This is a genomic window from Cnuibacter sp. UC19_7, assembly GCF_042699995.1.
Lineage (GTDB): Bacteria > Actinomycetota > Actinomycetes > Actinomycetales > Microbacteriaceae > Cnuibacter.
The window spans coordinates 1,252,696-1,273,727 of the sequence record NZ_CP170560.1 but is presented as its reverse complement, the minus strand read 5'-3'; the positions used below and the strand labels follow the sequence as shown (position 1 = coordinate 1,273,727).

At 70.4% G+C, this 21,032-nt stretch carries 20 protein-coding genes; 14 read left to right on the top strand and 6 right to left on the bottom strand.

All coding sequences use genetic code 11. From position 1 onward, the window contains the following. Positions 1 to 14: 14 nt before the first annotated feature. The 3 genes from ACFJGV_RS05915 to ACFJGV_RS05905 form a co-directional block, all read right to left on the bottom strand. Positions 15 to 467 (bottom strand): succinate dehydrogenase hydrophobic membrane anchor subunit, encoded by a 453-nt coding sequence (locus ACFJGV_RS05915; protein ID WP_378147579.1) that lies wholly within the window; start codon positions 465 to 467, stop codon positions 15 to 17. Position 468: 1 nt separating this feature from the next. Then, complete coding sequence (gene sdhC, locus ACFJGV_RS05910) at positions 469 to 882, bottom strand: succinate dehydrogenase, cytochrome b556 subunit (protein ID WP_378147577.1); 414 nt, start codon at positions 880 to 882, stop codon at positions 469 to 471. Positions 883 to 1,078: 196 nt separating this feature from the next. Further along, positions 1,079 to 2,233: a glycosyltransferase family 4 protein gene (locus tag ACFJGV_RS05905; protein WP_378147575.1), complete on the bottom strand. Its 1,155-nt coding sequence runs from the start codon at positions 2,231 to 2,233 to the stop codon at positions 1,079 to 1,081. Between the two features lie 168 nt (positions 2,234 to 2,401). Between ACFJGV_RS05905 and ACFJGV_RS05900 the strand changes: the two genes are divergently transcribed. The 9 genes from ACFJGV_RS05900 to ACFJGV_RS05860 all read left to right on the top strand — a co-directional run bounded on the left by ACFJGV_RS05900 (position 2,402) and on the right by ACFJGV_RS05860 (position 13,091). Then, positions 2,402 to 3,523, top strand: a complete 1,122-nt coding sequence (locus ACFJGV_RS05900; RefSeq protein ID WP_378147574.1) for a mannose-1-phosphate guanylyltransferase — start codon at positions 2,402 to 2,404, stop codon at positions 3,521 to 3,523. Between the two features lie 82 nt (positions 3,524 to 3,605). Then, the gene (locus ACFJGV_RS05895; RefSeq protein ID WP_378147572.1) at positions 3,606 to 4,703 is read left to right on the top strand and encodes a BMP family protein; all 1,098 of its coding nucleotides are present in this window, start codon (positions 3,606 to 3,608) and stop codon (positions 4,701 to 4,703) included. A gap of 205 nt (positions 4,704 to 4,908) precedes the next feature. Beyond that, positions 4,909 to 5,997: a BMP family protein gene (locus ACFJGV_RS05890; RefSeq protein ID WP_378147570.1), complete on the top strand. Its 1,089-nt coding sequence runs from the start codon at positions 4,909 to 4,911 to the stop codon at positions 5,995 to 5,997. A gap of 109 nt (positions 5,998 to 6,106) precedes the next feature. Beyond that, positions 6,107 to 7,663 (top strand): ABC transporter ATP-binding protein, encoded by a 1,557-nt coding sequence (locus ACFJGV_RS05885; RefSeq protein WP_378147568.1) that lies wholly within the window; start codon positions 6,107 to 6,109, stop codon positions 7,661 to 7,663. Next, complete coding sequence (locus ACFJGV_RS05880; protein ID WP_378147567.1) at positions 7,660 to 9,078, top strand: ABC transporter permease; 1,419 nt, start codon at positions 7,660 to 7,662, stop codon at positions 9,076 to 9,078. Before ACFJGV_RS05885 ends, ACFJGV_RS05880 begins: the two co-directional genes overlap by 4 nt. A gap of 23 nt (positions 9,079 to 9,101) precedes the next feature. Further along, positions 9,102 to 10,406, top strand: a complete 1,305-nt coding sequence (locus ACFJGV_RS05875; protein WP_378148645.1) for an ABC transporter permease — start codon at positions 9,102 to 9,104, stop codon at positions 10,404 to 10,406. 10 nt (positions 10,407 to 10,416) lie between these two features. After that, positions 10,417 to 10,839 (top strand): cytidine deaminase, encoded by a 423-nt coding sequence (locus ACFJGV_RS05870; protein ID WP_378147566.1) that lies wholly within the window; start codon positions 10,417 to 10,419, stop codon positions 10,837 to 10,839. A 105-nt stretch (positions 10,840 to 10,944) separates the two neighbouring features. Continuing rightward, positions 10,945 to 12,234: a thymidine phosphorylase gene (locus ACFJGV_RS05865; protein ID WP_378147564.1), complete on the top strand. Its 1,290-nt coding sequence runs from the start codon at positions 10,945 to 10,947 to the stop codon at positions 12,232 to 12,234. Between the two features lie 335 nt (positions 12,235 to 12,569). Continuing rightward, complete coding sequence (locus ACFJGV_RS05860) at positions 12,570 to 13,091, top strand: DinB family protein (protein ID WP_378147562.1); 522 nt, start codon at positions 12,570 to 12,572, stop codon at positions 13,089 to 13,091. Positions 13,092 to 13,177: 86 nt separating this feature from the next. On the opposite strand, the gene ACFJGV_RS05855 is transcribed toward ACFJGV_RS05860, so the two are convergent. Further along, a complete protein-coding gene (locus ACFJGV_RS05855) occupies positions 13,178 to 14,125 on the bottom strand; it encodes a nucleoside hydrolase (RefSeq protein ID WP_378147560.1) in 948 nt (315 codons plus the stop codon). A 62-nt stretch (positions 14,126 to 14,187) separates the two neighbouring features. Here ACFJGV_RS05855 and ACFJGV_RS05850 point away from each other — a divergent pair, with 62 nt between their 5' ends. Both ACFJGV_RS05850 and ACFJGV_RS05845 read left to right on the top strand, forming a co-directional pair. Then, complete coding sequence (locus ACFJGV_RS05850; protein ID WP_378147559.1) at positions 14,188 to 15,372, top strand: adenosylhomocysteinase; 1,185 nt, start codon at positions 14,188 to 14,190, stop codon at positions 15,370 to 15,372. 10 nt (positions 15,373 to 15,382) lie between these two features. Then, complete coding sequence (locus ACFJGV_RS05845) at positions 15,383 to 16,114, top strand: IclR family transcriptional regulator (protein ID WP_378147558.1); 732 nt, start codon at positions 15,383 to 15,385, stop codon at positions 16,112 to 16,114. Positions 16,115 to 16,154: 40 nt separating this feature from the next. Here ACFJGV_RS05845 and ACFJGV_RS05840 read toward each other — a convergent pair whose 3' ends face one another. Then, positions 16,155 to 17,609 (bottom strand): hypothetical protein, encoded by a 1,455-nt coding sequence (locus ACFJGV_RS05840; RefSeq protein WP_378147556.1) that lies wholly within the window; start codon positions 17,607 to 17,609, stop codon positions 16,155 to 16,157. 95 nt (positions 17,610 to 17,704) lie between these two features. Between ACFJGV_RS05840 and ACFJGV_RS05835 the strand changes: the two genes are divergently transcribed. Next, a complete protein-coding gene (locus ACFJGV_RS05835) occupies positions 17,705 to 18,826 on the top strand; it encodes an adenosine deaminase (protein WP_378147554.1) in 1,122 nt (373 codons plus the stop codon). A 54-nt stretch (positions 18,827 to 18,880) separates the two neighbouring features. Here ACFJGV_RS05835 and ACFJGV_RS05830 read toward each other — a convergent pair whose 3' ends face one another. After that, positions 18,881 to 19,273 carry a VOC family protein gene (locus ACFJGV_RS05830; RefSeq protein WP_378147552.1) on the bottom strand — a complete coding sequence of 131 codons (393 nt, stop codon included), beginning with the start codon at positions 19,271 to 19,273 and terminating at the stop codon, positions 18,881 to 18,883. A 98-nt stretch (positions 19,274 to 19,371) separates the two neighbouring features. On the opposite strand from ACFJGV_RS05830, the gene ACFJGV_RS05825 reads away from it, so the two are divergent. Beyond that, positions 19,372 to 20,340, top strand: coding sequence for a helix-turn-helix transcriptional regulator (locus tag ACFJGV_RS05825; RefSeq protein WP_378147550.1), 969 nt, complete (start codon positions 19,372 to 19,374; stop codon positions 20,338 to 20,340). 47 nt (positions 20,341 to 20,387) lie between these two features. Next, on the top strand, positions 20,388 to 20,837 hold the full coding sequence (locus tag ACFJGV_RS05820) for a PTS sugar transporter subunit IIA (RefSeq protein ID WP_378147548.1): 450 nt from the start codon (positions 20,388 to 20,390) through the stop codon (positions 20,835 to 20,837). Positions 20,838 to 21,032 lie beyond the last annotated feature (195 nt).

Here is a 21,032-nt window from a genome sequence, read left to right as displayed (position 1 = left end):
CCCGGAGGGAGCGGCTAGAGAGGCGAGCAGAACTCGGGGAGCTCGCTCGGCAGCCCGTTGGCGGGGCAGGGGTCGAAGGTGAAGACGACGAGCGTGCCCAGCACGATCAGGACGACGACCGCGACGGCGATCGCGCCCTTGAGGATCGTGCGCATCGCGGGGCGCGTGGCGTAGTCGTTGACGATCGTGCGCATGCCGTTGCCGCCGTGGATGAAGGCGAGCCACAGCATGATGACGTCCCACCACTGCCAGAACGGGTCGCTCCACTTGCCGCCGACGAAGGCGAAGTCGATCGCCTTGATGCCGTCGCCCAGCATGAGGTTGACGAAGAGGTGGCCGAAGATGAGGATCAGCAGCACCACGCCGGAGGCGCGCATGTAGACCCAGCCCCACTTCTCCCAGTTCACCCCGCGGTGGCGGGGAGCGGAGGAGTAAGGGGTGCGCGGGGCGTCGATCGTGGTCGCCATGTCAGTGCCCCATCTCGCTGAAGACGTTGATCAGGTGGCGCGGCGCGAAGCCGAGCATGGTCACCGCCCACAGGCCGATGACGATCCAGAACATCTGGCGCTGGTACTTGGTGCCCTTCGACCAGAGGTCGATGAGGATGATGCGGATGCCGTTGAACGCGTGGAACACGATGGCGGCCACCAGGGCGGTCTCGCCGAGGCCCATGATCGGGTTCTTGTAGGTCGAGATCACCGCGTCGTAGGCGCCCGGCGCGATCCGCACCATCGCGGTGTCGAGCACGTGCACGAGCAGGAAGAAGAAGATCGCGACTCCGGTGATGCGGTGAAGCACCCACGACCACATGCCTTCGCGACCCCGATACAGGGTGCCGGCGGGCCGTCTGGGTGTCATCGTCCCTGCCGAGTTCTCAGGCATGAACAACCCTCCTTGGCTTGGAAAGACGCCGTCGTGCCGCCCTCTGGGGGAGCGGAGCCGGATCGGACGATCTCGCTCAGTGTACGCGTCCGTTCCCGGAACCGCTTGTAAGGCCAGCCTAATGTGTATACAGGGGGTGTGATCCGCCGAACCCGCGCGAACATTGGCCGAGAGGGCGACGAATGCGGATGTGTATTCAGGCCTGTGAGCGTGCCGGAGTGCGCCTGCGGACGTCCCTGCGGCCCGCGACGGACTCGTAGTGGCGGATCAGGTCGTCGCACACCGAGGCCCAGGAGCGGCCGATGACCGCGCGTCGACCGGCCTCTCCCATCCTGCCCCTCATGGCCGCGTCACCCACGAGGGCGGCGACGTGCATCCGGAAGTCGGAGGCGCTCCTCGGATCGAAGAGGTAGCCGTTCACCCCGTGGTCGACGAGGTCGAGCGGGCCGCCGCTGGCCGGGGCGACCACAGGGAGGCCGGAGGCGTGCGCCTCCTGGAGCGTCTGTCCGAAGGTCTCCTCGGTGCCCGTGTGGGCGAACACGTCGAACGCGGCGTAGGCGTCGGCGAGGTCGTCGCCCGACAGTCGGCCGAGGTAGGTGGTGGGGACGCCGTGGAGCGCCCGGCGAACCCGTTCGTCGCTCGGGCCGTCGCCGACGACGGCGACGTGCACACCCTCCATGCCGCGGAGGGCGGCGAACCGCTCGACCTGCTTCTCGGGGGCGATCCGGCCCACGTAGCCGACCACCACATCCCGCTCCGGCCCCGCCAGGAGCGAGGAGAGCGCGGCGACGGCCGGGCGCATCCGGTTGTTCGGGTGGTACCGGACGAGGTCGACGCCGCGGCCCCAGAGGGCGATGCGCTGGACCCCGGCCCGCTCGAGGTCGCGCTGCGACGCGGTCGAGGGCGCGAGGGTGAGGGTCGCGCCGTCGTGGATCCACTTGATGTAGCGCCACGCCACCCGCGCGCCCGAGGCGCCGAGGCCGTTCCGACGCGCGTAACCGGCCATGTCGGTCTGGAACACCGCGACCGACGGGACGCCCAGGCGGTTCGCCGCGGCGATGGCCTGGGGTCCGAGGATGAACGGGGAGGCGGCGTGGAGCACGTCGGGCCGGAAGCGCTCGATGGCGCGGGCCACCTGCGGGCTCGGGATGCCGACGGGGAACTGACGGTACGCGACCGCCGGGACCTCGTGCACCGGGAAGCCCCGGTAGGAGGCGGGCGCTCCCGCGGCGGGAGCGATGACGATGGCCTGGTGGCCGCGGTCGGCGAGGTGGTCGAGCACCTTGCAGACGCTGTTGGTGACGCCGTTGACGGTGGGGAGGAAGCTCTCGGTCACGACCGCGACTCTCATGCCTCCGACGCTAGGAACCGGAGGTGGCGCGGCGGTGGCCGAGTGGTGTCGTGTCGGTGGCCATCCGCGGGCGAACCCGCCCCTCGTCCGCGGGCGAACCCGCCCCCATCCGCCGGTCTCGACGCGGCCGACGGGGGACGGCCAGGCCCGCTCGCTAGGCTCAGCAGCATGACCGACGCAGCAACCGCACTCGACCGCTTCTACAGCGTCATCCCTGCAGGCGGCATCGGCTCGCGCCTCTGGCCGCTGTCGCGGGCGGATGCGCCCAAGTTCCTGCACGATCTCAGCGGCTCCGGTCACAGCCTGCTCCGCGACACGTGGGAGCGCCTGGCGCCCCTGTCGGGCGAGCACCGGATCATGGTGGTCACCGGTCGCGCGCACCGCGCCGCGGTCGAGGAGCAGCTGCCCGAGCTCGGCGACGCCAACGTCGTGCTCGAGAGCGAGCCGCGCGACTCCACCGCCGCGATCGGCCTGGCCGCCGCCATCCTGGAGCACCGCGAACCCGGTGTCATCATCGGATCGTTCGCCGCCGACCACGTGATCGCCAACGGGCACGCGTTCCGCGAGACCGTGAAGCGCGCGGTGCTCGCGGCCGACGCGGGGTACATCGCCACGATCGGCATCGCTCCCACCGAGCCGGCAGTGGGCTTCGGCTACATCAAGACCGCGGGCGCGCTCGACATCCCGGGCGCCTACGGGGCACGCCGCGTGGAGGAGTTCGTCGAGAAGCCCGACCTCCCCACCGCCAAGCGCTACCTGCGCTCGAACAAGCACCTCTGGAACGCCGGGATGTTCATCGCCCGCGCCGACCGGCTGCTCGAGGAGCTGGGCAAGACCGAGCCCGAGCTGCTTGCCGGGCTCCAGGAGCTCGCCGCGGCCTGGGACACCCCGGAGCGGGGCGTCGTCGTCGACCGCGTCTGGCCCCGGCTGAAGAAGATCGCCATCGACTACTCGGTGGCCGAGCCCGCGGCGAAGGACGGCGCGCTCGCCGTCATCCCGGGCGAGTTCGAGTGGGACGACGTGGGCGACTTCGCCTCGATCGCCAAGCTCCACTCCACCGGGCGGGGCAGCGAGCTGGCGATCCTCGGCAAGAACGCGCGCGTGCTGGCGGATGCGTCGAGCGGCATCGTCGTGTCGCAGTCGAAGCGGGTGATCTCGCTCATCGGCGTCACCGACATCGTCGTCGTCGACACCCCGGATGCGCTGCTGGTCACCACCAGCGAGAACGCCCAGCGGGTGAAGTCCGTGGTCGACGCGCTGCGCGCCGGCGGCTCGGGCGACGTGCTCTGACCTCGCCGCGGACGGCGCGGGCGATGCCGTGCGCCTCCGATCACGGCAGAATCGACCACAGCATCACGGAGGTAGGAAGACCATGACGTCACGGCAGGGCATCGGCGCCGCACGGGCGCGACGAGTGGCCGCAGTGCTCGTGGCGGTGGGGGCGCTCGCCCTCGCCGGCTGCGCGCCCGCACCCACCACGGAGCAGTCGGCCCCGGCCACGCAGGCGGGCGACGACAAGTACTGCGCCCGCATGGTGACCAACTCCGGCGGCCTCGAGGACCGCTCGTTCAACCAGTCGAGCTGGGAGGGTCTGGAGAAGGCGCAGCAGGAGCTCGGCATCGACGCGCAGGTGCTGGTGTCGACGAGCGAGAACGACCTCGCGCCGAACGTCGACCAGGCGGTCCAGAGCGGATGCGGGTTCGTGCTCACCGTTGGCTACGAGCTCGCGCAGGCGACGCTCGCCGCCGCGACGGCATCGCCCGAGACGCACTTCGCGATCGTCGACGAGACGGTCGACGCGCCGAACGTGAAGCCGATCGTGTTCGACACGGCCCAGGCGGCGTACCTCGCCGGCTACCTCGCCGCCGGTGTGACGAAGACGGGCAAGGTCGCCACGTTCGGCGGCGGAAACCAGCCGCCGGTCACCCTCTTCATGGACGGGTTCTCCGACGGCGTCGACCGGTACAACGCCGACCACGGCAGCTCCGTGCAGCTGCTCGGCTGGAACAAGTCGATCCAGGACGGCGTGTTCACCGGTGACTTCGAAGACATCAACAAGGGCAAGACCGTCACGCAGAGCTTCATCGACCAGGGCGCCGACGTCATCCTCCCGGTGGCCGGACAGGTCGGCGAGGGCGCCGCCTCGGCCGCCCTCGACTCCGGCGACGTCCTCATCGTGTGGGTCGACAACGACGGATACGACACCCTCCCGGCCGAGTACCGCCCGATCATCCTCACCAGCGTGATGAAGAACACCGGCGACGCGGTCACGTCGATCGTCGGCGACGACATGGACGGCTCGTTCGACAACTCCCCGTACGTCGGGACGCTCGCGAACGGTGGTGTGGGGCTGGCCCCTTACCACTCGCTCGAGCCGGAGGTCACCGAGGCCCTCGACTCGGAGCTGAAGGACCTCGAGAAGCAGATCGTGGCCGGGACCGTCGTCGTGCAGTCGCCCAGCACGCCCTGAGCAGGCGCGTCCTCCCTATCAGGAGACAGGCTGCGGATGGCTGCGCTGCGCGCAGACATTTCGCGCAGATTACGCGGTGATCGCAGGTTTGTAACTCTTGCTCCTCGACCTCCTCGCGAGGTCTGACGCACGGCGTCACATTGGGTAACGTGTACTCCCACACAGCCCCTGCGTGCGCGCAGGGCCTCACTTTGGAGGATTCATCTTGAGCATCACCCTGCGTCGCGCCGGCCTCGTCGGCGTCGCCACCTTCGGTGTGGCCGCGCTGCTCGCCGGCTGCGCATCCGCACCGTCCGACAGCTCCTCGACCGGCAGCGCCGCCGCCTCGAGCGACTTCCTGCCCTGCATGGTCTCCGACTCGGGCGGCTTCGACGACAAGTCGTTCAACCAGGCCGGCTACGAGGGCATCATCGAGGCCGGGGACAAGCTCGGCGTCAAGCCGATCACCGTCGAGTCCTCGGGCGACACCGACTTCGCTCCGAACATCGACCAGCTGGTCTCGCAGAACTGCAACCTGATCATCTCGGTCGGCTTCCTCCTGGCCGACGCCACGAAGGCAGCGGCGGCGGCGAACCCCGACGTGAACTTCGCGATCATCGACGACGCGTCGATCGACGCGAAGAACGTCAAGCCGATCACGTTCGAGACCTCGCAGGCCGCGTTCCTCGCCGGCTACGCGGCGGCCGCCTACTCGAAGACCGGCACCGTCGGCACCTTCGGCGGCATCCAGATCCCGTCGGTCACCATCTTCATGGACGGCTTCGCCGACGGCGTGAAGTACTACAACGACCAGAACGGCGCCGCCGTCAAGACGGTCGGCTGGGACGTCGCGTCGCAGACCGGCTCCTTCACCGGTGGCTTCGCCGCGGGTGTCGAGGCCAAGACCGCGGCTCAGGGCCTCATCGACCAGGGTGCCGACGTCATCCTCCCCGTCGGCGGACCGATCTTCCTCTCCGCAGGCGAGGCGATCCGCGACTCCGGCAAGGACATCGCGCTCGTGGGCGTCGACTCCGACAACTACGAGACCGCTCCCGACCTCAAGGACCTCTTCCTCACCTCGGTGCTCAAGGGCGTCAAGGTCGGAACCGAGGACGTCGTGAACGCCGCTGCCTCCGGTGACTACTCGGCCGAGCCGTTCGTCGGCACGCTCGAGAACGACGGCGTCGGCATCGCGCCGTTCCACGACTTCGAGTCGAAGGTCCCGTCCGACCTCCAGTCGAAGCTCGATGAGATCAAGAAGGGCATCATCGACGGCTCGATCAAGGTCGAGTCGCCGTCGTCGCTCGTCGGCTGACGATCCAGCGCGTCCAGCGCACACGAGGTCGGGGGAGCCAGCATCGCTGGTTCTCCCGACCTCGTCTTTCCACGACTGCATCCCATGACGCGATGGATAGGGTGAGGCTATGAAGCTCGAACTACGGGGCATCACGAAGAGGTTCGGTGCCCTGACCGCGAACGACCACATCGATCTGACGGTCGAACCGGGCGAGATCCACGCGCTGCTCGGAGAGAACGGCGCCGGCAAGTCGACGCTGATGAACGTGCTCTACGGCCTCTACCAGGCCGAGGAGGGCGACATCCTGCTGGACGACGTGGTCCAGCACTTCTCGGGGCCCGGCGACGCGATGAACGCCGGCATCGGCATGGTGCACCAGCACTTCATGCTCATCCCCGTCTTCACCGTCGCCGAGAACGTGATGCTCGGTCACGAGCAGACCGGCTTCGGCGGCCGGCTCGACGTGGGCGCCGCCCGCAAGCGCGTGCGCGAGATCAGCGACCGGTTCGGTTTCGACGTCGATCCCGACGCCTTGGTCGAAGACCTGCCGGTGGGCGTGCAGCAGCGCGTCGAGATCATCAAGGCGCTCTCGCGCGACGCGAAGGTGCTCGTGTTCGACGAGCCCACCGCGGTGCTCACGCCGCAGGAGACCGACGAGCTGATGGAGATCATGCGTCAGCTCAAGGTGTCCGGCACCGCCATCGTCTTCATCACCCACAAGCTCCGCGAGGTCCGCGAGGTCGCCGACCGCATCACCGTGGTGCGCCTGGGCAAGGTGGTCGGCGAGGCCGAGCCCACTGCATCCAACGCCGAGCTGGCCGCCCTCATGGTGGGCCGCGCGGTGGAGCTGACCGTGCACAAGGAGGCGCCGCGACTGACGTCGAACGCGCTCGTCGTCGAGAACCTGTCGGTCATCGACGCCCAGGGTCAGATCGTGGTCGACGACGTGTCGTTCGACGTCAAGGGCGGCGAGGTCCTCGCCATCGCGGGTGTGCAGGGCAACGGGCAGACCGAGCTCACCGAGGCGCTGCTGGGGCTGCAGGAGCGGGTGACAGGGGAGGTCTCCCTCGACGGTGCATCGCTGCGAGGTCTCTCGGTGCGCCGCATCCTCGAGGCGGGGGTGGGGTTCGTGCCCGAGGACCGCAAGGAGGACGGCCTGGTGGGCGAGTTCACCATCGCCGAGAACCTCATGCTCGACCGGGCGAAGGGCGCGCCGTTCGTCAAGGCCGGCACGGTGCAGGACAAGCTCCTCCGCGAGTTCGCGACCGAGAAGTCGCGCGAGTTCGACGTGCGCTCGCAGGGCATCGACACCCCCGTCGGCCGTCTCTCCGGCGGCAACCAGCAGAAGGTCGTGCTGGCGCGCGAGCTCAGCCGGGAGCTGCGGCTCTTCGTCGCCGCGCAGCCCACGCGAGGCATCGACGTGGGCTCGATCGAGTTCGTGCACAAGCGCATCGTCGCCACGCGCGACGAGGGCATCCCGGTGATCGTGGTCTCCACCGAGCTCGACGAGGTCGTCGCGCTCGCCGACCGCATCGCCGTGATGTACCGGGGCGGCATCGTGGGCATCGTGCCCGGGAACACGCCGCGTGACATCCTCGGCCTCATGATGGCGGGCGAGGCCCCGCCGGCCGATCTCCACCTCTCGGCGGCGACGCCGGCAGACACCGAAGGGATCATCGCGTGAGCGACGGCACCCGCCACGGCCTCGGAGGCGCACAGGAGGAGCCCATCACCCCGGGCTCCGACGAGGCCACCTCCACCACGGAGGTCTCACCCCAGCCCGACACCGACGCGCCGGGGACGGCCGCCTCGGGCCCGGGGTCCACCGCGACCGCGTCGACCGCAGCCACCGCGCCCCGGACCGGCTCGACCGACGCCGTCGAGCCGCCGTCGCGCTGGCGCAGGGCGTTCACCGAGATCGTCGGCGGATCGGTGATGATCTCGATCCTCGCGGTCGTGCTGGCGATGATCGCCGGCGGCATCCTGATCGCGGTGACCGACGAGAACGTGCAGGCGGCGTCGCAGTACTTCTTCGCGCGGCCGGGCGACACCCTCGCGGCGATCTGGGAGTCGGTCTCGGGTGCGTACGTCTCCCTCTTCCAGGGGGCGATCTTCAACCCCAAGCGCGGTGACTTCCTCACGCAGATCAAGCCGTTCACCGAGACGCTGACGTTCGCCACGCCGCTCATCGCGGCGGGCCTCGGCGTGGGGCTGGCGTTCCGCGTCGGCCTCTTCAACATCGGCGGCCGCGGCCAGATGATCATCGCGGCGGCCTGCGCCGGCTGGGTGGGCTTCACGTTCCACCTGCCGTACGGGCTCCACATGGTGGTCGCGGTGCTCGCGGGCCTCATCGGCGGCGGCATCTGGGGCGGCATCGTGGGTCTCCTCAAGGCCCGCACGGGCGCCCACGAGGTGATCGTGACGATCATGCTCAACTACGTCGCGTTCTATCTCGTGTCGTACCTGCTGCGCACCCCGATCCTGCAGGCGCCGGGCTCGAACAACCCGAAGTCGCCGCCCCTCGACGACACGGCCACGTTCTTCCCGATCCTCGGGCCGCAGTTCAATCTCACGTTCGGCTTCGTGCTCGTGATCGCCGCGACCGTGTTCGCCTGGTGGCTGCTCAACAAGTCGGCGCTGGGCTTCCAGTTCAAGGCGGTGGGTCTCAACCCCAACGCCGCGCGGGTGGCCGGCATCAACGTCAAGAACATCTACGTGTACGCGATGCTCATCTCCGGCGCGCTCGTCGGCCTGGCCGGCGTCTCGCAGGTGCTCGGCCCGCAGAAGGCCGGGTTCACCTCGGGTGTCGACGCGGGCATCGGCTTCGACGCCATCACCGTGGCGCTGCTCGGCCGCTCGAAGCCGTGGGGCATCTTCGTCGCCGGCATCCTGTTCGGCGCCTTCAAGGCGGGCGGGTTCTCGATGCAGGCCGCCGAGGGCATCCCGATCGACATCGTGCTCGTCGTGCAGTCGCTCATCGTGCTCTTCATCGCGGCGCCGCCGCTGGTACGGGCCGTGTTCCGGCTGCCCGACCCGTCGGCACCGACCAGACCCAAGAAGCAGAAGGCGCGCGCGCAGAAGGCGGTGGCGGCACAGTGAGCGAGAACGTCTCGACCCACAACCTGGCATCGGATGCGGGTGTCCCGCCGACCGAGCACAACCATCCCGACGGACCGGTCGATCCGGCGCCCCAGGTGGTGGTGCGCTCCTGGAAGGCGCCCATCGCGTTCGCGATCTTCGCGGTGGCCTCCGTGCTGCTGTTCATCGTCTTCGGCCGTGACGGCGACACCACCTTCCGGCTCTCCACCGACAGCGACGTGATCCAGCTGCCGCAGGCGGTGCTGCCCACCCGCGGCACCGGCCTCGTGCTCTCGATCGTGCTCGTCGCGCTGGCGGTGCTGTCGTTCTACCTCGTGGCCTCGGCGCGCAAGGTGCGGCTGTGGTACTCGGCGATCTTCGCGGTGCTGTTCCTCGTGGCGTTCCTCACCTGGGCCGCGGCGGGGCAGACCCTGCCGGTGCCGGGCCTCCTCATCGGGACGGTGGGCCTGTCGGTCCCGCTGGTCTTCGGTGCCCTGGGAGGTGTGATCTCCGAGCGCGTGGGCGTGGTCAACGTCGCGATCGAGGGTCAGCTGCTCGCCGGCGCGTTCGTGTCGGCGGTCATCGCCTCCGTGGTCGGCAATCCGTACGTCGGTCTCATCGGCGCGATCATCGCGGGCATGCTGGTCTCGTTCGTGCTCGCCGCGTTCTCGATCAAGTACTGGGTCGACCAGGTCATCGTCGGTGTCGTGCTCAACGTGCTCGTCACCGGCCTGACCTCGTTCCTCTACTCCACGGTCCTCACCGAGGATGCGCCGCTGCTCAACTCCCCGCCGCGCTTCGACGTGATCGAGATCCCGCTGCTGTCGCAGATCCCGATCATCGGGCCGACCCTGTTCCGGCAGACGATCATCGTCTACCTGGTCTACATCGCGGTCGCCGCGGTCTACATCGGCCTCTTCCACACCAAGTGGGGCCTGCGTCTCCGCGCCGTGGGCGAGCACCCGCAGGCGGCCGACACCGTCGGCATCAAGGTGAACGTCACCCGGTTCTGGAACGTCGCCCTCGCCGGTGCGATCGCCGGTCTCGGCGGCGCGTACTTCACGCTCGGATCGGTGGGCTCCTTCCAGAAGGAGATGACCGCCGGCATGGGGTACATCGCCCTCGCGGCCGTCATCTTCGGGCGCTGGGACCCCATCCGCGCCACCCTGGCGGCGCTGCTGTTCGGCTTCGCGACGAACCTGCAGTACGTGCTGGGTGTCATCGGCTCGCCGGTCCCGTCCGAGTTCATGCTGATGCTGCCGTACGTGGTCACGATCGTGGCCGTCGCGGGACTGGTGGGTCGCGTCCGCGGGCCCGCCGCATCCGGCATACCGTACGCCAGCAGATAGGAGCACCCGCATGGATCGCACGGATGTCGACTGGGACTCGCTGCGCGCCGTCGCCCTCGAGGCGATGGAGAAGGCGTACGTCCCGTACTCGAAGTTCCCCGTGGGGGTGGCCGCGATCGTCGACGACGGTCGCGTCATCTCCGGCTGCAACGTCGAGAACGCCTCCTATGGGCTGACGCTCTGCGCCGAGTGCACCCTGGTCTCGACGCTGCACATGACCGGGGGTGGCAAGCTCGTCGCGTTCACGTGCGTCGACGGGCACGGCGGGGCGCTCATGCCCTGCGGTCGCTGCCGTCAGCTGCTCTTCGAGCACTCGGCCGAGGGGATGCTGCTCGAGACGGTGTCGGGCATCAAGACGATCGACGAGGTCATCCCGGATGCCTTCGGGCCCCGCACCCTGCAGGAGTACCGCGCGCAGACGGTAGCCGAGTAGCGCCGTCGCGGATGTCCATCCCGATCCGTCACTTTCGGACAGTGCGCGGGCCCGACACCCGCAGAAACTGACGGATCTGAAGACACGAGAACGAGGGACAGCACCATGACCGAGGACTTCGACGCCGTCGACCTCATCCGCACCAAGCGCGACCACGGCACGCTGACGACGCCCGAGATCGACTGGCTGGTCGACGCCTACACGCGCGGCTACGTCACCGACGAGCAGATGGCGGCACTGGCGATGGCCATCCTGCTCAACGGGATGACGCGGACCGAGATCCGCGACCTCACCCTGGCGATGATCGCGTCGGGCGAGCGGATGGATTTCTCCACCCTCGGCAAGCCCACGGTCGACAAGCACTCGACCGGGGGAGTGGGCGACAAGATCACCCTCCCGCTGATGCCCCTCGTGGCCTCGTTCGGTGTCGCGGTGCCGCAGCTGTCTGGGCGCGGCCTCGGCCACACGGGCGGCACGCTCGACAAGCTCGAGTCGATCCCCGGGTGGCGGGCCTCGCTCACCAACGAGGAGATGTTCGCGCAGCTGCGCGACGTCGGCGGCGTCATCTGCGCGGCGGGCTCGGGGCTCGCCCCGGCCGACAAGAAGCTGTACGCCCTGCGCGACACGACCGGCACGGTGGAGGCCATTCCGCTGATCGCGTCCTCGATCATGTCGAAGAAGATCGCCGAGGGCACCGGATCGCTGGTGCTCGATGTGAAGTTCGGCTCGGGTGCCTTCATGCAGGACTACGACCGCGCCCTCGAGCTCGCCCGCACGATGGTCGACCTGGGCAACGACGCCGGCGTCGCCACCACGGCGCTCCTCACCGACATGAACGTGCCGCTGGGGCTCGCGATCGGCAACGCCAACGAGGTGCGCGAGTCGGTCGAGGTGCTCGCCGGTGGCGGCCCTGCCGACGTGCGCGAGCTCACGCTCGCCCTCGCCCGCGAGATGCTGCGCCTCGCCGGGCAGCCCGACGCCGACGTCGAGGCCGCCCTCGACGAGGGCCGCGCCATGGACACCTGGCGTCGCGCCATCGCGGCGCAGGGCGGCGACGCGGATGCTCCGCTGCCGGTCGCACGCGAGACCCACGTCGTCATCGCCCCCGAGTCGGGTGTGCTGGTGCGCCAGGATGCGCTGCCCTTCGGCATCGCCGCCTGGCGGCTCGGCGCGGGCCGCGCCCGCATGAGCGACCCGGTCGTGCACGCAGCGGGCGTCGACCTGCACGCGAAGCCCGGCGACGAGGTGGTGGCCGGACAGCCGCTGTTCACCCTGCTCGCCGACGACGCCGCCCGCTTCCCCCGTGCCCTCGAAGCCGTGGAGGGCGCGTGGGAGATCGCGCCCGCGGGCACCGAGGTGCCCGCGCGTCCGCTGGTCGCCGCCCGCGTCGAGTAGCCCGCACCGCCTGGGTCGCCTGCCGTATCGTGCCGCCCGGCTCGTCGAGTGCTCACTCGCGGCGCCATCCGCGCCGCGATCGCGCCGAAGGCGAGCGCTCGACACGTGAGCTAACTCCGGACTTCCGCGCCGACACGCCGTGCGGAGTCCGGAGTTGGCCCGGGAGACGCCGGAAATCCGGAGTTGGCTCGGCGTGCCGACGGCGTGCCGACGGGATGCGGACGGCATGCGGACGCCGGGCGGGGCGAGGTCGGGCGCGTGAAGTGAGCACTCGATCGTGGGTGGGTGGCAGGAAGTCGGTGGAGCGGGCGGGGCGCTGCGCCTAGCGTGAGAGCATGCCCATCACGCCCGACACGAAGAACTGGACCTGGGTGCTCGAGCGCGAGTGCCCCGAGTGCGGGTTCGACGCCTCCGCCGTCGACCTCGTCGAGGTGCCCGTGCTGCTGCGCGAGAACGCGGCCGCGTGGCCGGCCGTGCTCGAGCGGGAGGATGTGCGCGAGCGCCCCGATGATGCCACCTGGAGCGACCTCGAGTACGCCGCCCACGTGCGTGACGTGTTCCGGATCTTCCGCACCCGTCTGCGGCTGATGCTCGAGGAGGAGACACCCCGCTTCGAGAACTGGGACCAGGATGCGACCGCGGTCGAGCAGCGCTATCGCGAACAGGACCCGGCGGTGGTCTCGGCCGAGCTGACCGCCGCCGCCGAGGAGATGGCCGAGGCGCTCGAGAGCGTCCCGGACGACGCGCGAGGACGGACGGGGCTCCGCAGCGACGGATCCGCGTTCACGGTGGAGACCCTGGCGCAGTACTTCCTCCACGACCCCGTGCACCACCTGCACGACGTGCGCCGGGCCTGACCTGAGCCGGGCCTGACGCGCGCGGGGGGCCTGGCGGGCGCCGGGCCTGACTCGCGCGGGGCCAGGCGGGCGCCGGGCGGGTCCGCCTAGCGGGCGGGCTCGCCGATGCGCTCGAGGGCGCCGACCACGAGGTCCCAGAACCCGCCGTGGTCGAGGCCGACGGCGGCGAACGTGGTGCAGTCCTCGGGCGCGGGCCGGCGGAAGTCGGCGACCGTCATGCCGAGCGTCAGTGCACCCGACAGCTCGACGTCGAGCGGCACGGGCACCGTGCGCACGACGCTCGGGTCGATGACGCGCGCGACTGCGACGGGGTCGTGCACCGGAGGGTGCTCGAACCCCTGCGCCTCGAGGTAGGTCGCCCCGAAGAACTCGAGCAGCTCGACCACGAACCGAGCGGGCGTGGTGTCGATGGCGCGGATGCGCTCCACGACGTCGGGGGTCGCGAGCGCCTGGTGCGTGACGTCCAGTCCGACCATCGTCACAGGCCACGCCTCGTTGAAGACGATGTGCGCGGCCTCGGGGTCGATGATGATGTTGAACTCGCTCGTCGCCGACCAGTTGCCGCCGTGGTAGCCGCCGCCCATGAGGACGACCTCGCGCACGAGCGGCACGATCCGCGGCTCCTTGCGCGCGGCGAGCGCGATGTTCGTGAGCGCCCCCGTGGGCACCAGGGTGATCGTGCCGGGCTCGTGCGCCAGCACGGTCTCGATGATGAGGTCGACGGCGTGGCGCTCGTCGACCTCGAACGCGGGCGCCGGCAGCACGGGCCCGTCGAGCCCGGAGTCGCCGTGGATGTCGGGGGCGACCTCGACCTCGCGCACCAGCGGCCGCGTGCATCCCGCGGCGAAGGGCACCCCGGTGATGCCGGCGACGGTGGCCACCGAGAGCGCGTTGCGCGTGACCTTCTCGAGCGTCTGGTTGCCCACGACGGTGGTCACGGCGACGAGCTCGATGGAGGGATCGCCGTGGGCGAGCAGCATCGCGATCGCGTCGTCGTGGCCCGGGTCGCAGTCGAGGATGATCTTGGTCGGCACCACACCATCCTATCGACGATTGCATATATGAATGCAACCTTCATATGTGTAGAGTGCAGCTCATGACCGATCTCGCAGCTCAGGGCGCCGCGCGCGTCGACTGGATCCGCTCCCGCATGGCCCTGCTCGCCGTCGCCCGCGACGAGCTCAGCGTCTCGAAGCCCTTCGCCGGGCACCGCATCGGGATGTCGCTGCACGTCGAGCCGAAGACCGCGGTGCTCATCGAGACCCTCGCCGCGGGCGGGGCGGAGCTCATCGGCACGGGCAACCATGGCTCCACGCAGGACGACGTGGTCGCGTACCTCAACACCCTCCCGGGCATCGAGATCGTCGGGCGACGCGACGACGACCTCGACCGGCACCACGCCAACCTCGCCCACGTGCTCGACGCCGGCTTCGACATGGTGCTCGACAACGGGGCCGACCTCGTCGCCGGTCTCGTCGCGCGCGGCGCCGCGCACACCGTGCTCGGCGGCACCGAGGAGACGACGTCGGGCGGCCTGAGGCTGCGCGACGAGGGCGAGCTCGCGGGACGGGTCCCCTTCCCGGTGATCGTGATCAACGACAGCATGCTCAAGGCGATCGGCGAGAACCGGCACGCGGTGGGCCAGTCGGTGGTCGAGAGCCTCATGCGGATCACGAACCTCATGGTCCCCGGCCGCCGCTTCGTGGTCTTCGGCTACGGCTGGTGCGGCCGCGGCGTCGCACAGTACCTGCGGGCGCTGGGCGGCCGGGTGGCCGTCGTCGAGGTCGATGAGCTCAAGGCCTTCGAGGCCGCCCTCGACGGCTACCGTGTGGGGTCGATCGCCGACTTCGCGGAGTGGGGCGACGTCTTCATCACCGCGACCGGGCGCCCCGGCGTGCTCCCGGTGGAGCAGATCGAGCGGATGCACGACGGCGCGGTGCTCGCCAACTGCGGCCACTTCCCGTGGGAGATCGACGTGCCCGGCCTGCGTGCCGCGGCCACCGGCTCTCGCGAGATCATCGACTCCGTCGAGCGGATCGACCTGCCGAGCGGGCGGCACGTCGTCCTCCTCGCGAACGGCCGGATGTTCAACCTGGCCGGGCGGGAGCCCAAGGGCAACTCGATCGAGTCGATGGACCTCGGCTTCCTCCTCCAGACCCTCTCGCTCGAGCGGGTCGCCACCCGGGCCGCCGAGCTCCCGACCGGCGCGCAGCCCGTGCCCGACGACATCGAGCGGACCATCGCGCGGCGGTTCGTCGCGGCCCTCGCCTCGGCCGAATAGGGACGGACGCATGGCGGAGCCCGCTCACACGCCCGACTACGCGGTCCCGGCGCTCGACAAGGCGCTCGACATCCTCGAGCTGCTCGCTGAACGCGGGGGAGGCCTGAGCCAACTCGACATCGCCACGGCCATCGAGCGATCGCCGGGCCAGATCTTCCGGGTGCTCGCGACACTCGAACGCCGCGGCTACCTGCTGCGCGACCGGAAGAGCGGCCTGTACGAGCTCTCGCTGCGGCTGTTCGACCTCGCCCACCGGCAGGAGCCGCTGCACGCCCTCGAGACCGCGGGACTGCCCGTCATGCGGGCGCTCACCGAGACGGTGCGGCAGTCGTGCAACCTCAGCGTGCTCGACGCCGAGCGGGTCAGAGTCGTCGCGCAGGTCGAGAGCCCGGCCGACTTCGGCTTCCGGGTGCGGGTGGGGGCGCTGTTCGAGATCGGGCCCACCGCGACCGGTCTCGTGCTGGCGGCGTTCGATCCCCGCGCGGCCGAGCTCGCCGCCCGCAACGACGTCGACCCGGCGCTGCTCGAGCGCATCCGGGGTGACGGCCATCTGGTGAGGTCGGATGCGGTGCAGCCATCGATCACCGACGTCGTCGTCCCCGTGCTGCGGGGCGACGGCACGGCGCTCGCCGCTCTCACGGTGCCCTACGTCGCGACGAGCCTCAGCGCATCAGGAGCGGGAGACGTGCTCTCCGCCGCCCACGCGGCCGCGGAGGAGATCGCCGGCGACCTCGTGCTCTGACGCGTCGCTCGCTCGGTCCGGACGTCGACCCGGAGTGCGTTCAGGTGCACTGCGCGGCGGCCGCGATCTGCTCGTCGGAGGGGCGCCCGTAGGCGCTGATGCCGGAACCGTCGGTGTCGAAGCCCTGCGCGATGGTCCAGGCGGTGGCCCAGACCTCGTCATCACCGTCGAACACCGGGCCGCGGAAGATCTTCTCGCACTCCGGGCGCAGCACCTGCGTGTGGCCGACCTCGTGGGTGACGACCGCCTTGGCGTCGAAGTCGTTGTAGCCGTCGGTCCAGGCGTCGGCGATCGGGTAGTTCAGCATGATGATGGCCCACCCGTCGTGGTCGTACATGTACTGCGCTGTGCCGGAAAGCCAGCCCTCGCCGAGCCCGGACACCTCGGGCGCCCAGTCGATGTCGAGCTGCAGGCCCCGCGAGATGGAGTTCGCGTAGTCCTCGATCTCCTTGCGCACGGCGAGAGACGGATCGGCGCGCTCGGCCAGCTCGGTGGCCTCCGCCGCCACCACGGCGTCCTGGGCGGCGGCCATCGAGTCGACCAGTTCGCCATTGCGCGCGGTGGGCACGGCAGCGTCGGTCGCCTGCTCCATCAGGTCTGTGAGCTTGAACCGGGCCTGGTAGCTCGTCAGCGGATGCGCGTCGATCGTCGCCTGGCCCGCGGCGGCGAGAGCGGCGAAGTACGTGGTCTCGGCGGTGCTCGTCGTCTCGACGGCCGCGGCGACCGTGTCGTCGTTCGCGGAGGCGTTCGCCGCGGCGGTGTCGAGGGAGTCGATGGCCTCCTCCATGTCGGACGACACCGCGTCGAGCACCCACGGCGGACGCCATCCGTCGGAGACCGGCGGGGGGACCGTCACCGGAGTCACGCTGAACTCGGGCGACGACGCGACGGTGGTCGCGAGCGCGGTGGAGGAGGTGCGGAGGGCGTCCGCCTCCGCTGTGGCGTCACGCCCGAAGGAACCGGACGCGGTGACACCCTCGAGTCGCAGCTGCAGCGAGCCGGCGTCCTGGAGGCGCGCGGAGTTCGCGGCGACCGCGAGGCGCTCGTCGTCGGCGGCCTGCTGCAGGGCAGTCGTGTCCGACGAGTACCGCTGGATCGAGAGCACGCTCCACGCGGTGAAGCCCGCGGCCAGCGCGAGCACGGCCAGGGTGGGGATGAGGATGGCCGCGAGAAGGCGGCGCCGTGCGCGGCGACGGGCGGGATCGGGCGTCGGACGGTGGGGGTCGCTCAGGGTCGGCGGCGCCCACGCCGCGGCGGGCTGTGCCGGCGCCTGCTGCTGCCACGGCGGGGCCGGCTGCGGCTGCCACGCCTGCGGCTCCATTGGAGTGGTGGGCTGCTGCGCCTGCCAGACCTGCGACTCCGTCGGCGAGGCCGGTTGCTGCGGCTGCCACGCCGGTGGCGCCGACTGCGGTGCCTCGGGCGGGGCGCCGTTCGTGTCGCGGTCCCCGGTGAAGCCGGGCGGCGGCCATGCCGCTCCGGAGCGCTCGTCGCTCATGATGGTCCCCTCATCGTCCTCGGCCCCCGCCGCGTCGCCATCCTAGGGGAAACCGGGCTGTCCGCCCGGAGGCGCAGAGCCCTAGGCTTGTGCGCATGAGCGACAGCGCAGACGACGGCCTCGTGCCCGGCACCGACATCCCGTTCGAAGCCCTCCCGAAGGTGTCGCTCCACGACCACCTCGACGGCGGCCTCCGCCCGGCGACGATCATCGAGCTCGCCGACGAGATCGGGCTCGAGCTGCCCGCCACCGACGCCGATGACCTCGGCGACTGGTTCGAGGAGAGCGCCGACTCCGGTTCGCTGCCCGACTACCTCGCCACGTTCGACGTGACGATCGGCGTGATGCAGACCCGCGAGGGCCTCACCCGGGTGGCGCGCGAGTTCGTGCAGGACCTCGCGGCCGACGGCGTGGTCTACGGCGAGGTGCGCTGGGCGCCCGAGCAGCACCTGCAGCGCGGCCTGACCCTCGACCAGGTCGTCGAGGCGGTGCAGGAGGGCCTCGAGCAGGGCGTCGATGACGTGCACGCCGATGGCCGCACCATCCGGGTCGGGCAGCTGATCACCGCCATGCGGCACGCGGGTCGCGGTCTCGAGATCGCCGAGCTCGCCGTGCGGCACCGCGACCGCGGCGCGGTCGGCTTCGACATCGCCGGAGCCGAGCTGGGCTTCCCGCCCGCCAACCAGCTGGCCGCCTTCGACTACCTCGCGCACCACCTCTTCCCGACCACGGTGCATGCGGGCGAGGCTGACGGGCTCGACAGCATCAGGGGCGCCCTCTTCCACGGCCGCGCTCTGCGCCTCGGGCATGGCGTCCGTCTGGCAGAGGACGTGACGATCGAGCGTCAGGATGACGACAACACCTACGTCTCGCTGGGCGTGCTCGCCCAGTGGGTGAAGGATCGCGAGATCGCTCTCGAGCTCTCGCCCTCGTCGAACCTGCAGACCGGCGCGATCGCCCAGTGGGGAGACGAGCTCGTCGACCACCCGTTCGACCTGCTCTACCAGCTCGGGTTCCGGGTCACGGTCAACCCCGACAACCGCCTCATGTCGAACACGACGATCAGCCGCGAGCTCGCGCTCCTCACCGACACCTTCGCCTACGACCTCGACGATCTCGAGACCTTCCAGCTCAACGCCGCGGCGGCGAGCTTCCTGCCGCTGGAGGATCGCGAGGACCTCGCCGATGCGATCTCCGACGCGTTCGACGAGCTCTGATCGGTCGGTGAACGACGCCGCGTCTCCGCCGACCAGGCGAGGCGCGGCGTCGCGCTACACCGCGTCGCGCTTCGCGGCGGCGTAGTCGGGCAGCTCCTGAAGCGTCCAGCGGTTGCCGTCGGGATCGGCGAACGTCACAAAACGGCCCCACTCGAGATCGAGCACACCCTCCGCCTCGACCCCGGCCGACTGCAGCTGTGCGAGCGCCGCATCCGCGTCGGGGATCACCACCTGGATCCCGTTCTGCGACCCCGGCGCCATCTCGGTGAGTCTCGTGCCGAACGCGATGGAGCACGCCGACCCGGGCGGGGTGCACTGCACGAAGCGGACGCCGCCGCCGGGCGACGCGTCGTGGTCGGCGCTGAAGCCCAGCGTGTCGACGTAGAACGCCTTCGCGCGGTCGACATCGGTCACCGGCACGAAGATGAGCTCGATCTTCCAGTCCATGGTCTGTTCCCTTCTCGGGTCTGTTCTGTCTCGGATGCGCACCACGATACGAGCCAATCAGGTCACTTCTCGTCCTGATGATCGGGCAGAATCGGCACATGGCCGAGACGACCTCCCGCATCCTCGCGCTGCTCTCTTTGCTGCAGACCCACCGGCAGTGGCCCGGCCCCGAGCTCGCCGCGCGGCTCGAGGTGACCGAGCGGACCCTGCGACGCGACATCGAGCGCCTGCGCGAGCTCGGATACCGGGTGGACGCGACGCGGGGGAGCGCGGGCGGGTACCGGCTCGAGGCCGGGGCGCAGCTGCCTCCGCTGCTGCTCACCGACGACGAGGCCGTGACGATGGCGATCGGACTCCGCGCCGCGGTCACGCAGGGCCTCGTCGACGGCGACGTCACGACCACCAGCGCGCTGGCGAAGTTCGAGCAGGTGCTCCCGCCGGCCCTCCGCCGTCGGGTCAACGCGCTCGGCGGGCACGTGGAGACACGCGCGCCGAGCCGATCCGCCGGCCCGGTCTCGCAGGAGATGATCGGGCAGCTGGCACTGGCCTGCCGCGACCTGGAGCGCATCCGGTTCCGCTACGAAAGGCCCGGGGCGGATCCCACCCGACGGGTCGTGGAGCCGCACTCGCTGGTGGCGTCCGATCGCAGCTGGTTCCTGGTCTGCTGGGACGTCGATCGTGGCGACTGGCGCACCTTCCGCGTCGATCGCATCCGCGACCTGCTCCTCACTCGGGTGCACTTCGAGGCGCGCCCGCTCCCCGCCGACTCGGCTGCCGCCTTCGTCGATCAGGCCTTCGGACGGCTGCGCACTCAGGTGAGCGCCGACATCCATCTGCACGCCCCGCTCGACGTCGTACGGGCCCGGTTCGGTCCCTGGGCCCGGGGCGCGGTCGGCATCGACGAGCAGACGACACGCTGGACGGTCGGGGCGGATGCGATGCCGTCGCTCCTCGCCATGCTCTCCTGGATCCCGGAGGACATGCCGTTCACGATCGTGGACCCGGAACTCGCCGAGGCCGCGCGCAGCCTCGCGAGAAGGATGGGTGCGGCTGTGCACGGGCGATGAGCGCACTCAGCGTTCTCGGAACGACCGCTGGGAGGATCGGGACCACGATGTCGACGCCGATGGAGCAGCCCTCTCTCCCCCCGCCGGCCGTGTCGGTGGGCGTCGCCGCCTCCGACTGGCGCGAGGCGATCCGCAGCGCCGGCGACGCGCTCGAGGAGGACGGGACCACCGCACCGGGGTACGCCGATCGGATGGTCGCGATGGTCGACGATCGGGGCCCGTACATCGTCATCGCGCCCGGTGTGGCGCTGGCCCACGCGCGGCCGGGTGATGACGTCCTGCGGACCGGGTGGTCCGTGGTGACGCTCGCCCAGCCCGTGGTCTTCGGGCATCCGCACCACGATCCGGTCTCGGTCGTCGTGGGCTTCGCGGCGACCGAGCCCGACGCGCACGTGACCGGGGTGGCGCGCATCGCGAACCTCTTCAACGACGAGGCGCTCGCCAGTTCCCTGGCGCAGGCCGCGTCGCCCGATGCTGTCCGCGCCCTCCTGTCCTGACGAGCGGTCCCCCAGCGCGGTGCGGCCTGTCCCCCATACGGGGCGCGGAACGATACACCGTGCTTCTGCGCTGCGCCTCATTGCCTTCTGTGAAACACCTCTTTGCTCGTTCCCAGGAAACCGCTCCTTCACGCTCCGGACCGCTGCACTTCACCTCCTCCGCCGAACCTGACTCGCGACCCGACCACCTTCCCG